The 14,663-nt window shown below is 40.2% G+C and carries 13 protein-coding genes; 6 read left to right on the top strand and 7 right to left on the bottom strand.

The features are described 5' to 3' along the window. Positions 1–2: 2 nt before the first annotated feature. From IGI77_RS16580 to IGI77_RS16605, 6 genes are all read right to left on the bottom strand, one after another. Positions 3–1,871 carry a beta-glucoside-specific PTS transporter subunit IIABC gene (locus IGI77_RS16580; protein WP_438770366.1) on the bottom strand — a complete coding sequence of 623 codons (1,869 nt, stop codon included), beginning with the start codon at positions 1,869–1,871 and terminating at the stop codon, positions 3–5. A 5-nt stretch (positions 1,872–1,876) separates the two neighbouring features. Continuing rightward, a complete protein-coding gene (locus IGI77_RS16585) occupies positions 1,877–2,719 on the bottom strand; it encodes a PRD domain-containing protein (protein WP_010748943.1) in 843 nt (280 codons plus the stop codon). 305 nt (positions 2,720–3,024) lie between these two features. After that, a complete protein-coding gene (locus IGI77_RS16590) occupies positions 3,025–3,285 on the bottom strand; it encodes a metal-sensitive transcriptional regulator (protein WP_005230585.1) in 261 nt (86 codons plus the stop codon). Next, complete coding sequence (locus IGI77_RS16595) at positions 3,282–3,581, bottom strand: rhodanese-like domain-containing protein (RefSeq protein WP_010748942.1); 300 nt, start codon at positions 3,579–3,581, stop codon at positions 3,282–3,284. The genes IGI77_RS16590 and IGI77_RS16595 overlap by 4 nt, the downstream gene beginning before the upstream one ends. Then, positions 3,574–5,232: an FAD-dependent oxidoreductase gene (locus IGI77_RS16600; RefSeq protein ID WP_438770545.1), complete on the bottom strand. Its 1,659-nt coding sequence runs from the start codon at positions 5,230–5,232 to the stop codon at positions 3,574–3,576. Before IGI77_RS16600 ends, IGI77_RS16595 begins: the two co-directional genes overlap by 8 nt. 2 nt (positions 5,233–5,234) lie before the next feature. Then, complete coding sequence (locus IGI77_RS16605; protein ID WP_010748940.1) at positions 5,235–5,549, bottom strand: rhodanese-like domain-containing protein; 315 nt, start codon at positions 5,547–5,549, stop codon at positions 5,235–5,237. Between the two features lie 427 nt (positions 5,550–5,976). Here IGI77_RS16605 and IGI77_RS16610 point away from each other — a divergent pair, with 427 nt between their 5' ends. The 6 genes from IGI77_RS16610 (at position 5,977) to IGI77_RS16635 (ending at position 13,156) form a co-directional block, all read left to right on the top strand. Next, entirely contained in the window at positions 5,977–6,450 is a 474-nt protein-coding gene (locus IGI77_RS16610; RefSeq protein ID WP_081117137.1) for a DUF3955 domain-containing protein, read from the top strand. Between the two features lie 204 nt (positions 6,451–6,654). Then, on the top strand, positions 6,655–8,736 hold the full coding sequence (locus tag IGI77_RS16615; RefSeq protein WP_332283368.1) for a glycoside hydrolase family 3 protein: 2,082 nt from the start codon (positions 6,655–6,657) through the stop codon (positions 8,734–8,736). A gap of 11 nt (positions 8,737–8,747) precedes the next feature. Beyond that, a complete protein-coding gene (locus IGI77_RS16620; RefSeq protein WP_438770367.1) occupies positions 8,748–9,932 on the top strand; it encodes a PTS transporter subunit EIIC in 1,185 nt (394 codons plus the stop codon). A gap of 384 nt (positions 9,933–10,316) precedes the next feature. Continuing rightward, complete coding sequence (locus tag IGI77_RS16625) at positions 10,317–10,682, top strand: DUF2512 family protein (protein ID WP_010748938.1); 366 nt, start codon at positions 10,317–10,319, stop codon at positions 10,680–10,682. A 241-nt stretch (positions 10,683–10,923) separates the two neighbouring features. Then, positions 10,924–12,345, top strand: coding sequence for a cryptochrome/photolyase family protein (locus tag IGI77_RS16630; RefSeq protein ID WP_438770368.1), 1,422 nt, complete (start codon positions 10,924–10,926; stop codon positions 12,343–12,345). Positions 12,346–12,757: 412 nt separating this feature from the next. Then, positions 12,758–13,156 carry a DUF1093 domain-containing protein gene (locus IGI77_RS16635; protein ID WP_438770369.1) on the top strand — a complete coding sequence of 133 codons (399 nt, stop codon included), beginning with the start codon at positions 12,758–12,760 and terminating at the stop codon, positions 13,154–13,156. A 345-nt stretch (positions 13,157–13,501) separates the two neighbouring features. On the opposite strand, the gene IGI77_RS16640 is transcribed toward IGI77_RS16635, so the two are convergent. Then, a complete protein-coding gene (locus IGI77_RS16640; RefSeq protein WP_438770370.1) occupies positions 13,502–14,131 on the bottom strand; it encodes a helix-turn-helix domain-containing protein in 630 nt (209 codons plus the stop codon). Positions 14,132–14,663: the final 532 nt, after the last annotated feature.

Here is a 14,663-nt window from a genome sequence, read left to right on the forward strand (position 1 = left end):
TTCTAAATAATTGTTACTAATTTATTCGAGCAATCAATCAATTCATCGTGCTCTAAAAATACCGGTTCATTCTGATTGTTCATAAAAATCAAAACAGAAGTTGGATCATAGCCTTTAGACTTGATAAAATCAATATCAACACGGGCTAGCAAATCACCCGCCTTTACTCGCTGACCTTCCTCAATAAAAAGTTCAAATCCGTCTCCATCCAGTTTCACTGTATCTAATCCAATATGCAGTAACATTTCTAATCCATTATCATGTCGCAACCCGATGGCATGTTTTGTTGGAAAGACAGTTGTTATCGTGCCTTCAATCGGTGAATGGAATTCTCCTGACACAGGATCGATCGCTAGCCCTGGTCCCATTTGTTCGGTAGCAAAAACCTCGTCAGCTACTTCACTCAGCGGCAAAACGCTGCCGCGGACGAAGCCTTGAATCAATGCTTCTTCAGCCGCTGTCCGTTTTTCTGAAGCAATCAGTGAAGGTTTCTCCAACGTTTTCATATCTTCTTCAATACCCTCTTCAAAACCAAAAATGACTGTCAAAACAAACGATATCGAAAAAGCTAACGCCAATGTTATGGCTGCTTTTACAATATTAGAGGCATCCTCTCCGAAAAATACCGGCAAGGTCAAAAGTCCCGGCGATCCGAATGAATAGCGGACTAGTCCGCTGATCCCCGCATAAAAACCAGCAATTCCACCTGAAATCATCACATAAATCAGTGGTTTTTTCAGTTTCAAGTTAACCCCGTACAGTGCAGGTTCCGTGATACCAGACAGCGCCGTGATACCGCTGGAAAAAGCAATTTGTTTCATCTGTTTATCTTTGGTTTTAACAAATACCCCAAAGGCGGCCCCCGCTTGCGAAATGTTGCTTGCTAACATACCTGGTCCTTGGACGATCTCAAAGCCTACGGTTGAAAAGGAGACTTGCGCAATCGGAGTCAAAGCCGTGTGCATACCAACCATTACTAATAAAGGCGTGAAGATGCCCATCAGTGTTGGAACGAGCCACGGAACAGTCACTCGCAGATAATCCACAACAAAGAATAATCCATCTCCAAAAATCGCGCCGATAGGTCCTAAGATCATCAGTGCTAGCGGAGCCATGATGATCACGATGAAAAGCGGCTTCAACATGGTTTTTAAAACACTCGGAATGATCTTTTCAGATAAACGATCAACATAACTCATAACCCAGACAATCAAGATGATGGGGATAACCGTTCCTGAATAAGCGGCTTCACGTACCGGAAGCCCAAACAGCTGCATAGAAACATCCGAGGCAACCAGACTCTGAAAAGTTGGATGTAATAAGACACCTGTGATCCCCAATGCTAAATAAAGATTGGTTTTGAATTGCCTTGCCGCACTAGCCGCAATTAAAAAAGGCAAAAAGTAAAAGGCAGCGTCTCCAATCATATTGATGATTTGATAATTTAAACTTTCTCTACTCAATCCCAAAAGGACCAGTAAAGCTAGAACCGCCCGGATTAAACCAAATCCGATCAATGCAGTAATGATTGGCGCCATTACACCAACAATGTTTTCGATGATTCGTTTCACAAGTCCGTTTTTAGATGTATCTGCAGCTTCATCACTGTTTTTTTCCGTGATTTTATACTGATTGATTACAGTCGAATAGTAATTGCCTACTTCTCCACCAATCACAAATTGTACTTCATCTCCGGTCAATTTGGTTCCTAATACTCCTGGAATTTCCTTCGCCTGTGCTTGATTGAATTGCGTGGTATCTTTTAACTGGAAGCGAAGGCGAGTTGCACAATGATAGACCGCGTTAATATTTTTCTCTCCACCGATCGATTGAATGATTTTGTCTACTGATTCTTTCTTTTTATCAACCATTTGGTTCACTCCTCATTTTGTGATAGTAATAGTCTATTAATATGAATGGCTAAATACGCAATTTCTTCTTCAGTGATTGGTTTCTCATAGATTTCTTCTAAAGTCCGTTTTATTCGCTGACTATAGGCCATCGATTCTTGATATAGCGTAGAAACTGTCTTTATTAGAACTGCATCATTGTTTAACATCGTGTTCGTTAAATAGCGTTCTGCAAAAAATTTGGCATGTGTAACCAGACGCTCATAGTGCAGACTGTGGCTATCCAATTTTTTCTTCACCAACATTTGTACAGACTTTAAAATATTTGTCACGATTTTTGTAATTTGGATAGCATTAGCATGAATTGATGAGCGACTATTTCCGTTAATAATATGGAAAGTAATGTTCGCTGCTTCTTGTTCATTCAAAGAAACACCAAGTGCTTTTTCAATAATGGCAACACCTTTTTGAGCAGCCTGAAATTCTTCCGGGTAAAATCGTTTGAACTCCCAATACATTGAAGAAGTCATAATGACATTGTCTCTGATCCTCTCGACAGTAAAATAAATATGGTCGGTTAGTGAAAAGAGTGTATTAGCAGATAACTCCGTATCTAGATATTTCTCCGCTTCTTGGATGACTTCATACGCTAGCTCGATATACTTTACAGGTACATTGTTCATAAACGTGATCAAGGACTCCATTCGATTATCTTCAATCGGAAGATAAAATTTAGAGATTTTCTCTTCCGAAATCAATTGACCCTTCTTTTGCTGATAACCGATACCTTTGCCAAAAGCAATAACATCTTTGTTGTCTTTCTCAACAATAATAACGTTCACATTCAAAACCTTCTTAATCAAATACATGTATTCTTCTCCTTCCTCCTTTCTAAGCGTAAAAAAAGGCATAATAAAATCAAATCTGCGAACCTTCGCAAAATTGATTTTATTATGCCTTGCCTGCCGTACAGTCACATACACATAAAAAAAATCATTATTTATTTCTTAAATTAATCATAGCATCCAAAAAAAGAAAACGCAATCATTTTTTTAATGTAGAAAAAACCGCAAAATAGGTATTTCCCTTCTTTTGCGGTCAGCTTCGAATCTTCAACTGGTTGACAAAAAACTCTTTCAAATGAAAAAACACGACAAACCTTTCAAAAATCCCGTTATTTCTTCACGATCAGCTGAACGGCTTGATCGATTTTCTGCTTTTGGGTTTCCGTGTCGCTGTCTGGATTTTCCAAACAATTTTTCAAATTTTCAGCGACAATGATCCCCATAATACGGTTAACACTGGAACTGACGGCGGACAATTGCGTGATGACATCGACGCATTCTTTCTCGTCTTCAATCATTTTTTGAATCCCCCGCAACTGCCCTTCGGTTCGTTTTAACCGATTCAAAATATCTTTGTTGCATGCGGTCATCGTTTGATTTCTCCTCTCCATGCTGACATGCCGCCGAGGACATTGGTCACTTGAAACCCTTGCTGGCTCAAAAACTCAGATGCCATTTGCGAACGAGCCCCTGAATGACAGATGACATAGTAGTTTTTATCCTTCTCTAAGTCGCTGATTTGTTCTGTCAGCTCGCTCAACGGTAGGTTTTGTGCTGTTTTGATGTGTCCTTGTGCAAACTCATCGACTTCTCTGACATCAAGGATCTCAAGTGGTTCACGTTTTTCTTTCTGGGCAAATTCCTCCATAGATATTGCTTTAATCATGAATAATCATCTCCGGCTTAATAGTATTATACAACGAAAAGGCACCATCGAGGTTTTGACAATTGATGCCCGCTTGTTTTAAGATGCGTTCGGCAATGTAGCTTCTCAATCCGCTATGACACGTAACGACATACGAAACGCTTGGATCCAATTCAGACAACCGATCCCTCAATTCATCTAACGGAATGTGGAGCGCTTGTTGAAAACGTCCATTATTGGCTAATTCCATCTCTGAACGAACATCCAACAACTGCTTACCGTTTTCTAAGGCATCCGTCAATTCGTGCCACTGAATATTCTCACTGATTCCTTCCGCCAGATTGATCGCTGCATAGCCAAGCATATTCACTGGATCTTTGGCTGAGCCAAAAGGCGGTGCATAGGTGAATTCCAGTTCAGGCAAGTCAAAGATCGTTAAGCCGCCTTTGATCGCTGTTGCCAATATATCGATCCGTTTATCGACTCCTTTGGCACCGATGCCTTGCGCACCGTAGATTTTTCCAGTATCCGCATCAAAAATCAGTTTCAAATAAATATCCGTCGCATCAGGATAATACCCTGCATGGTCTTTGCCTGACAGATGAACCACCTGGGGATTTAGCCCTGCCAGTTTGGCGCTGCGCTCACTCAACCCTGTGGAAGCTGCTGCAAGATCGAATACGCGCACGATCGCAGTCCCGACACTGCCTTTGTTTTTGCGATCCAGTCCACCCAACACATCAGCAACTTGCCGACCTTGGCGATTGGCTGGTGACGCCAGGGAGATCAACGTGTCTTCGTTGGTGATTTGTTGTTTCACAACGATGGCATCACCCACCGCGTAAATATCTTTCTTGCTGGTTTGGTATTGCTCATCTACTAGGATACCCCCCCGGTGTCCTAATTGGATACCAGCACGTTTCGCCAAATCCGTTTCTGGTTGGACACCCACCGAAAGAATCGTGACATCTGAAGTCAGGACCGTGCCATCTTCCAGAACGATTTCTTGCCCTGCTTTTTCAAAAGCGGTCGCTGACTGCGAGGTCAAAACTTTGACCCCTTGCTTGATCAATTCATTTTTGACATACGCAGCCATTTCTTCGTCCAAAGGTGGCAATACGTGGGGTGCTTTTTCTACGATCGTTACTTCGAGGCCTTTTTTATGTAAATTTTCAGCGACTTCTAACCCAATAAACCCAGCGCCAATGATCGTGGCTTTTTGAGGCTTTTTGTCTTCAAGATGCGCCATGATTTGGTCTAAGTCAGGAACATTGCGCAAAGAAAAGGCGTTGGTTGCTTCTTCTAGCCCTTTGATCGCTGGTACTAGCGGTTTTGCCCCCGGCGATAAAATCAACGCATCATAAGATTCCGTGAAGACGTGTTCGCCATGTTTGACCGTCACCGTTTTCTCCTCTGGCTCGATCGCCAGCACTTCATGAAAAGGTCGCACATCTAAGTTGAACCGTTTCTTTAATGCTTCAGGTGTTTGGACCAATAGGGCGTCTCGCTCTTTGATCTCACCAGAAATGGCATACGGCAACCCGCAATTCGCAAAAGAGACAAAAGGACCTTTTTCAAAAACAATGATCTCCGCTGCTTCTTTAAGCCGACGTAAGCGCGTGGCTGCCGACATTCCCCCTGCTACCCCACCGACAATAACTATTTTTTCCATCATTACTTTCCTCCTTTGGTTGTTCCGCGCCATTGATTCATGCCGCCACGAACGTTGACCACATCAAAACCTTTTTTACTTAGGATTTTGGCTGCTTGTTTGCTTCGCATCCCCGATTGGCAAATGACTGCCAGTTTCTTGTCGCCTTTTTGAGTAAATCCAGCAACCTTATTTAACGGTACATTTTTCGCATAGGCAATGTGCCCGCTGCGGTACTCCGCCGGCGTGCGTACATCCAGAACCGTCCATTCTTTGGCTCCTTCTTTTTGTAAATCTGCTGTTGACATACTTGGTATGCGCTTAAATAGTGAAAACATTTCTTGCTCCTTTCGTATACCCCTTGGGGTATATTAAACAAGATGTTTTGCGATTTGTCAACTAAGTGATTTTCTTTAAGAAAAGAAACTTGCTGTTGCGCTCCCCCCCCCACTCGATACTCTCGACAGCTGTTAGACAGCTACCAATCAAGTAGCGAAAGGCCTGTATCCCACATTTCCCTCCCCTCGATCACAATGCTATAATAAAAGAAAAGATACATTGTAAAAATAACACACATCAAATCGTTTACTTAGCAGCTGATCGCTTTGATTATTAAAGATGATTGGCTCCCGCCCTAACCAAGAGCGGACAAAAAAGCGACGCAAGCACCACTTTCCCTTGATTTATCAAGCAGCAAGCCCTGCTTTCTTGGAACCAATGAGGGTTTCGACTATGCTTAAGTCACATCAGCGAAAGGAAGAAAAGATGGAATTTGGCGAAAAAATCAAAGAAGTACGTACGAGAAATAACTTGACCCAAGAACAATTTGCCACTCAACTACACGTGACGAGACAAGCCGTTTCGAACTGGGAAAACAATCGCAATCTACCAGATTTAGAAATGCTGATTGCCATCGCCACGATTTTTGAACTCTCGCTTGATGAATTGATTTTAGGAGGAACTCAAGTGAACAAGATCACTGAAAAACTAATCAAAGACGGCAGCGAGACCCGACGCGCCAAACTCAATTTGATCACGACCTTGATCGGAACATTTTTACTACTATTCGGCTTTGCCTGCTTCTTCATCAAAGCAAGCGCCGTAGAATACATCGATCAATCCGGCATTTTACATGAAAATTTCTACCTGATTCCTGTAGGATTTTTGTTCCTATTGGCTAGTTTCGTAGTATTTGCAGGAACCGGGCTCAATTATTTTCGAGCTGTTAGGAGAAAATGATTAAGAGCACGACTCTATTGGGTCGTGCTCTTTTTTCTTCAATATTCCAAATTATATCTATTTATTTAATCATAATAACTAAAATTTCCATTGACTTTTTATATTTTATGATTTATATTTCACCTATTAAGTTAGTACGCAAAACTAACTTAATAATGGAAACGGTATCACTAAAAGATAAAATGTAACAAGGAAGGAGATCAAATGAAAATTGATGTGAATATGAGAAAAAATCGGCTCCAATATACGGAAGCAGCTGAGAAGATTTTGAAGCAAATGACCCTAAAAGAAAAAGTGCACTTGATGAGCGGCAATATGGTTTTAGCAGATGTAAGAAGGGATATGGCAAATGGGCAGCATTACAACGAATTTCCTTATGAGGCCGGTGGAAATGAACGATTGAATGTTCCCTCCATGAAATTTGTAGACGGTCCTCGCGGTGCAGTAACCGGCAGAGACAAAACAACTTGTTTTCCAGTTTCTATGGCAAGGGGCGCTTCCTTCGACACTGAGTTAGAAAAGCAAATTGGAATAGCGATTGCGAAAGAAATCAAAGATAGTGGTGGGAATTTTTTTGGCGGCGTGTGTATTAATTTACCTTATAATCCCGGTTGGGGGCGCAGTCAAGAAGTCTACGGAGAAGATTCATTCCTTCTCGGTGCGATGGGATCTGCCCTTTCAGAAGGTGTTCAATCTGAAAGTGTGGTTGCTTGCGTCAAGCATTATGCATTTAACAGTATGGAAAATGCTCGTTTTAAAGTCGATGTTCATGCTAGCAAAAGAACAGAACGAGAAATTTATTTATCGCATTTTAAAGATGTTATTGATTCTGGTGCAGCTTCGGTAATGACTTCTTATAATAAATATTTTGGCGAACATACTGGTAATAGTACTTATTTAGTTCGAGATGTACTAAAAAATGAATGGAATTTCGACGGCTTTGTCATTAGTGATTTCGTTAACGGAACGAGAGACACTGTAAAAGCAGCATTGGCAGGATTAGATATTGAAATGCATGTAACAAATCATTACGGAGAAAAATTAGAAAAAGCTGTCGAAGATGGATTAGTACCTGTAGAAACAATTGACGATGCTGCATTAAGAATTATTCGTACCCTACTCGTCTTTGAAGAAGCTAGGAAAAACGATGATTCCAAAGAAACCATTGATTACAAAAAACATATACGTCTAGCTTTAGATGCTGCAGAACAATCGATTACTTTGATAAAAAATGAAAACAACTGTCTTCCTTTAAACGCAAATATTAAAAAAGTTGCTATTTTTGGAAAATTAGCGACTGAAGAAAATACAGGCGATCGTGGTTCTAGTCGAGTTTATCCTCCCTATGTTATCAGTTATTTAGAAGGATTAAAAAAATACTCTCCACACATTCAGGTTATTTATAACGAAGGATCAGATATTGAATTAGCAAAAACGATTGCCAGAGAAGCGGACGCAGCGATTTTTGTTGTTGGATATAATTATGATGATGAAGGTGAATATACTGGTGAAGCAGAAAACAGAGAGGTTCCTGCTGGTGCGATTTTTGACGCTAAAGGCGGTGATCGAAAAGAATCATTAGAACTCCATTCTGAAGATATTTTACTAATAAACCAAGTTGGCCCAGAAAACAATAATTCAGTTGTTGCTTTAGTTGGTGGTAACACAATTATGATTGAAGAATGGAAAAATGCAGTATCTGCGATTCTCTTTACCTACTACTCAGGAATGGAAGGTGGCACAGCGCTGGCAAAAATCCTCTTTGGAGAAGCCAATCCGAGTGGAAAACTCCCATTTGTAATCCCTTACAAAGAGAAAGATCTGCCACAGATTGATTGGAATGCAGATCAAATCACCTATGAATATTACCATGGATATGCGAAGTTGGAAAAGGAAGGAAAAGTGCCTTCGATTCCTTTTGGTTATGGGCTTTCTTATACCAATTTTGATATTTCAAACCATGATTTTACAATAGATAAAAAGCTTTTGACAGCAAAATGTACAGTTGAAAACATAGGGAAACTACCTGGAGCAGAAGTTGTTCAATTATATGTAGGATTTAGTCACTCGCAAATCGATCGTCCCATCAAAGTATTACGCGGGTTCAAGAAAGTGCATCTACTTCCTGGAGAAAAAAAGAATATTACGATTAAATGTCCTATCGAAAAATTGAAATGGTACAATCCTGATTCTGAACAATGGGAGCTAGAAGAAATTCCTTACGAAGTCTATCTAGGAAACAGCAGTTCACCAACAGATTTAATAAAAGAAACTATAACTGTTTAACGGGGGTTAGTATGGAATCCACAGCGAAAAAGAAAAATGGTGTATTAACTAAAATCATCGATATGATCACAGGAATTTTTATGCCAATCGTCCCTGCCATTGCTGGTGCCGGGATGTTAAAAGCCCTGCTTGCAATCATCTCTTTATTAGGAATCTTGTCAACAGAATCAGAAACCTATATTCTTCTAGAGATGATAAGTGATGCTGCTTTTTACTTCTTACCACTTTTATTAGCAAATTCAGCTGCTAAAACATTTTCCGTCAATCCTTACATTGCTATGGCTATAGCAGGAGCACTTGTTCATCCCACTTTCATAGGCCTGTTGAATAACAGTATAGAGACGGGAAATGCCGTAAGGTTTCTTGCTTTTCCAGTCACAGTTGCCACTTATAGTTCATCCGTTGTACCAATCATTCTTGCAGTTTGGTTTATGTCTTATGTTGAACCTTTTATAGATAAAATTGTTCATAAATCCATCAAACTCATTATGGTACCTCTTCTAACTCTAGCTATTGTTGCGCCAGTAACTTTAGTCTTACTAGGACCATTAGGGGCTCTGATTGGCTCAGGATTAGGAGATATGGTAACTTTTCTGAATGAACATGTAAGTTGGCTGGCACCAACTGTGGTTGGTATTTTGAATCCTCTTTTAGTGATGACTGGTATGCATTATGTATTGATTTCATTGGGCATCAATTCTCTTGCCACGATAGGGATCGATACAGTCGTTGGACCGGGAATGTTGATTTCGAATGTTTCTCAAGGTGCCGCCGCTTTTGCAGTAGCTGTCAAAACAAAAAATAGTTCAGTTAGACAACTTGCGATTTCCTCAGGTATTTCTGCTCTCTTAGGAATAACTGAACCTGTCCTATACGGCATTAGCTTAAGGTTTAAAAAACCATTGATTTCAGCAATGGTCGGAGGTGGATTGGGTGGTCTGTTTATAGGAGTTATGAATGTTGGACGCTATGCCCAAGTTGCGCCAAGTCTCGTATCACTTCCAAGCTATATTGGCACGGATGGATTTTCGAATTTTATCTATGCAATCATCGGTTGTATCATTGCTTTTTCCGCATCATTTATTATTCAACTATTCTTAGGAATTGAAGATCCTGAGGAAGAAGCTGCTGCTTCCGAAATAGGAAAGGAAGTTGTACTAGAACCAGATCAAGCAGAAGAAGCCCTAGTAAACTAAGCGAATTTCAATTAAAAATTTTTTCTGATATTGATGAAAAGAGTCGAATTTATTTATCCTGCTAGAAACTATCTAATAGGCGATTACCTGCTTTTTTTAAGAATAATATTAGCAATACTACTAACTAATCTTACAAGATATATTAAAACAAATACCAACTGATAACCAACAATCGAACCATGTAACAAGATCGCTTCTCAAGTAAATGAATGGAGAAAGCGAATCTGCTCGCAACATGTGCCTCTTGCTAGTGCTTTTGAATAAAAAACCAAGCCAATCATTTTTTTTGACACAAAAAATGTCAGATGATAGCCTTGAAATAGAAGGTTATCACTAAGATGACCTTCTTGCTTTTGGAATAAATAATAAAAAGGAGTGTATGAAATGAAACATCTAAAAGCGTTGGTTGTCAAAGCACTAATGATTTGGGCGATTTTGTGGATTGTGTTGTCAGGGATTTACGATGTCAGTTTTATGGACTCGACGATCGTCGGTGTGATCATTGTGGTGATGATCTATGTGCTAGGCGACTTGGTCATTTTGCGCAAGATCGGTAACATTGCGGCAACGATCGCAGATGCCGGCGCAGCAGCCCTTATCCTATGGCTGTATCTGACTTATATGGACTATACAAATGATATTTGGATGCTAGTATTGATCCCAGCAGTATTGATCGGTGTGGCAGAATGGTTCTTCCACATCTGGTTGTTAAAAGCAGACATCGTGCCAGATGAACGGAAAATGAAATAATTTTGTTGATTGCTAGAATCGAACGCAGGCTCTTGTTCTGTGTTCGATTTTTTTTGTTTACAAGATCGGCTATTGAAAAGCGACGCATCTTCTTGTTCCATATGCTTTCTATAATCACGGACGCTTGCCAAGATTTCTGGTTAGCTAAAGCAATCGCCAAATTTGAATAAATCCCATCTTTCCATTACTATAAACGAAATCCGATCGTTTTTTGCACGGTTATACTATCAGGGAGGTTTGTATGGCAATTCATGTGATGTGGTTTAGAAAGGATCTACGCTTAGAGGACAACACGGCACTGACTGAGGCGCTTTTTTCTCTTCAAGAAAACGACCATTTGTTGTGTGTATTTCATCTCAATGACAAGCAGTTTCTCCCCGAGGCGCCAAGCCATGATTACTTTTTTAGCGCAGTTGCTCACTTTATCAAGGCTGCCAAAAAGCAAAATCTGACGATCCACCTATTGACAGGGACTTTGACAGAAGCCTTTGATCAATTGTTCGCCTGCTATCCCGAATGGAGCCAGCTTTACTTCAACTTTGATAACCGTGGATTTGGTCGTAAACGTGATCTCTACATAAAAGAATTGGTCGAGAAAAAAGGCATCACTGTCCATTCTTTTGAAGACCATCATCTGCATCAACCAACAGAAGTCACCAAAGAGGATGGGACGTATTACAAAAAATTTACCCCCTACTATAAGAAATGGATTCAATTGCCCAAACCGGTGTATCAAAAGCAGGACCTCGATTTTGAAAAAGCCGTTGATTTTGATGATGCCCCGCACTTCAAAGCAGGGACAACGCTGCTTACTAAGCTGCTAGAAAATAGAAAGACCGATTTTTCAACGATCGTTGGGGAAGACTATGCGCATAAACAATTGCAGGCATTTGTGCAAAAGCGTTTGGCCGCCTATGAAAAAGACCGTGATATCCCTTCGATCAAAGGAACCAGCCGCCTGTCCCCTTTCTTGTCTTTTGGACAAATCTCCATTCGGAAGGTTTGGGCCGCTTGCCAAGGAATGCCATCAAGCACTGGCAAAGCGACCTTTTTAAAAGAACTGGCTTGGCGAGATTTTTATCATATGATCTACTTCAGCCATCCTGAACAAAAAAACTATGAACTCATTGAGAAATATCGAAACATGGATTGGCAAAAGGATGAGGAGGCGCTAAATAAATGGCAAGCAGGGCAAACCGGCTATCCGATCATTGATGCCGCGATGCGGCAGCTGAATCAAACTGGTTGGATGCATAACCGTCTACGGATGATCGTCGCTTCCTTTCTAACCAAAGATTTACTGATCGATTGGCGGCAAGGAGAAGCCTATTTTGCTCGACAATTGATCGACTATGACGTGGCCAGCAATATCGGCGGCTGGCAGTGGGCCGCTTCGACTGGCACCGATGCGGTTCCTTACTTTCGAATTTTCAACCCCATTACACAAGGGAAAAAATTCGACAAGGATGGGACGTTTATCAAACAATTTGTTCCCGAACTCGCCCAGTTGCCGCTAAAATTCATCCATGAACCCTACTTGATGACTGACGAAGAACAAGCCAACCTAAAGGTAGTTTTAGGCACCGACTATCCGTTGCCTGTAGTTGACCACAACGAAGCCAGAAAAAGAGCCCTCGATTTGTATAGTAAAATCGAACCATAAAAAGCTGTCATGGACTGCTCTCAAGCATTTTCGGTAGAAAAAACCAGCAAAGACGATCCGTAAGAGGACCGTCTTTGCTGGTTTTTTATGAAACTGGTGCGCCCTCTTTCGCCTTTCTCTAGTGAAAAAACAAGCGGCATGTCTCATCAAGCTGTCTGCTGCTGGGCATACATAAAAGAAACATTTTCCATGCTGTGTTTTTTAATTAAGGTCTTGTTGTCTACTTTCCCTCTTATTTCTAGTCGCTCTAAGCACCAATCCCCTAACGATTCATAGACAGAACCCTTTACTAGCGGCGTTCCCTGCTTTTTCACGACTGGCTAGTAACGTTTCTCCTTGCAAAACTGTTCGTCTGATGAAAGGTCATCTATAGAACCATTCTGTTATAATAGCTCCATATTTGAGGATAAGGATGGTTTATATGAAAAAAATAATCGGATTCATCTTAGTCGTACTTTTAGGATTCGTTGGATACAAAGGATATGAATATTATCAATCCACCTACTCAGGACAAACAGCTTACGCGTATGTCCCGTCTGAGATTCCGCCTAAGGTCCAACACGAAAGTAAGAGCGGCATCGGCGACCAGTCTCCTTGGTATTCTTACGATTACACATTAAACTTTGTAAAAGAAGATGGCAGCATACAAACCCTTGAGGTTTCTTTATCAGAAGATAACGCAAAACCACTAACACCAAATTCTTATGTAAAAGCGGTGATCAGTGAAAAACGTACAATAAAAGGCCCGAATGGCGTTGAAAAAGACGCAATTCCCAAAAAGGTTCTAGAGAAATTAGAAAATCAGAACTAATGAACTCTTCGTTAATAAGGACTAATGAGTTGCACAACATCAAATCTGGGACAGAATAAACCACATTCTGGCTCAGATTTTTTGTTAGTGATTTTCATCTTTTTTGAGTCTACTGGACATGGATGGCACTTCTCTATCTGGTGCAAATCCACTCGCAGATAGTTACTGGCAAGTGCAGCGAACCACAAGCCGAATACAATAATGACAATGTGCAGGAAGTAGTGCCGCACAACTTTTAGCCTACGAACAGAAACTCAATCAAACGAAATAGCGGATAAGGTTGCTGAACCAACCAAAGTCCGAAAGGGAAACGTAAAACAAAAATAGCAAATCTTTTGAGATCCGCTATCGATCGAATGCATTTTCTATCACTTGGTACAATTTTTCAACATTAAGCATCCCGTAATCTTTTTTTGAAATAGCTATGACTGGTGTTGTAGGAAAATTCTGTTCAATTTCGTTTTTCGCATACCCGAAAGTTGGAGTCAGCAAAATAAGATCGGCTTCGCCGCCATATTGATTTACCTGATTCGAATTATAAGTCTCAATTACAACTTTCTGTCCTCTTTTTTGCATAAGCATCTCCAATTTCCTACTTAAAGCTTGCGTTTGTAAAAGTCCTTGGTCTGCAATGAAGCTGAAAACGATATCAAAAATAACAACTTTTTTCCATTTCTTTTCTTCTACTGAATCTTTTGGTTTAATTAAATCTCCTGTTTTTTCCATTTGCTGGTATCCTTTCTTTTTAGAAAAAAGAGTCTCAAAAAAAGTAGGTCTTTTCCTTCCTAACATCTCGTCAACAGAAACATTGAAGTAGTTACTCAAAGATATAAGCGTCTGAATGTCTGGATTGCTCTCGTTTCTTTCCCACTTTGATACAGCTTGTGGCGTAACGTTCAATATTTTTGCTAGGCTTTTTTGGGTCATCTTTTTAGATTGTCTTAATTCTTTGATATTTTTTCCTAAATCTAACATTAATATAACTCCCTTCAGATTATCTTTTCAATGAACAGATCGTTGAATAGAGGGAATGGGGACTAAACTATTGGTTGAGTTCTATCTCAGCACTTATTCAAACGCTTTCATTAGTTGCTAAAAAAAATTATCGCTCAGAATTTCTGTTAAGCTTTTTGAGTCATCTTTTAGATTGCCTTAATTCTTTGATTTTCTCTTCTCTCTACCATTAAAACAACTCCCTTGAAATTATCTTTTCAATGAACAGAGTGCGGAATAGAGGAAATCAGAACTAAACTATTAGTTGAATTCTATTTTAGCATACTTCCGTTTTTGGAAAAATATAGCTAGTCGGTTTGTCGATATTGATAGAGCCAATTAACGATTGCAGATTCACATCATTACGTGGGCCTTTTTTTACCTCCTTCCAAAACCCGCATTTTGAATCCCTTCTATTATTTTCACGCTTGATGTCTTCTGCTCTGTTGCGATACGTTATACAAGGATACTGGACACATTTATCTAGCAGAAAGCTGCTTGACTGATCCTTGTT

It is taken from the genome of Enterococcus sp. DIV0213h (assembly GCF_051711285.1).
GTDB classification, from domain to species: Bacteria; Bacillota; Bacilli; order Lactobacillales; family Enterococcaceae; genus Enterococcus_D; species Enterococcus_D casseliflavus.

Excerpts from the sequence above, each read along its gene's own strand:
- IGI77_RS16600 (WP_438770545.1), bottom strand. The coding sequence starts at position 5,232 with ATGGAAAAAATAGTTATTGTCGGTGGGGTAGCAGGGGGAATGTCGGCA.
- IGI77_RS16625 (WP_010748938.1), top strand. The coding sequence starts at position 10,317 with ATGAAACATCTAAAAGCGTTGGTTGTCAAAGCACTAATGATTTGGGCG.
- IGI77_RS16595 (WP_010748942.1), bottom strand. The coding sequence starts at position 3,581 with ATGATTAAAGCAATATCTATGGAGGAATTTGCCCAGAAAGAAAAACGT.
- IGI77_RS16605 (WP_010748940.1), bottom strand. The coding sequence starts at position 5,549 with ATGTTTTCACTATTTAAGCGCATACCAAGTATGTCAACAGCAGATTTA.
- IGI77_RS16635 (WP_438770369.1), top strand. The coding sequence starts at position 12,758 with ATGGTTTATATGAAAAAAATAATCGGATTCATCTTAGTCGTACTTTTA.
- IGI77_RS16585 (WP_010748943.1), bottom strand. The coding sequence starts at position 2,719 with ATGTATTTGATTAAGAAGGTTTTGAATGTGAACGTTATTATTGTTGAG.
- IGI77_RS16580 (WP_438770366.1), bottom strand. The coding sequence starts at position 1,871 with ATGGTTGATAAAAAGAAAGAATCAGTAGACAAAATCATTCAATCGATC.
- IGI77_RS16590 (WP_005230585.1), bottom strand. The coding sequence starts at position 3,285 with ATGACCGCATGCAACAAAGATATTTTGAATCGGTTAAAACGAACCGAA.
- IGI77_RS16615 (WP_332283368.1), top strand. The coding sequence starts at position 6,655 with ATGAAAATTGATGTGAATATGAGAAAAAATCGGCTCCAATATACGGAA.
- IGI77_RS16610 (WP_081117137.1), top strand. The coding sequence starts at position 5,977 with ATGGAATTTGGCGAAAAAATCAAAGAAGTACGTACGAGAAATAACTTG.
- IGI77_RS16640 (WP_438770370.1), bottom strand. The coding sequence starts at position 14,131 with ATGTTAGATTTAGGAAAAAATATCAAAGAATTAAGACAATCTAAAAAG.
- IGI77_RS16630 (WP_438770368.1), top strand. The coding sequence starts at position 10,924 with ATGGCAATTCATGTGATGTGGTTTAGAAAGGATCTACGCTTAGAGGAC.
- IGI77_RS16620 (WP_438770367.1), top strand. The coding sequence starts at position 8,748 with ATGGAATCCACAGCGAAAAAGAAAAATGGTGTATTAACTAAAATCATC.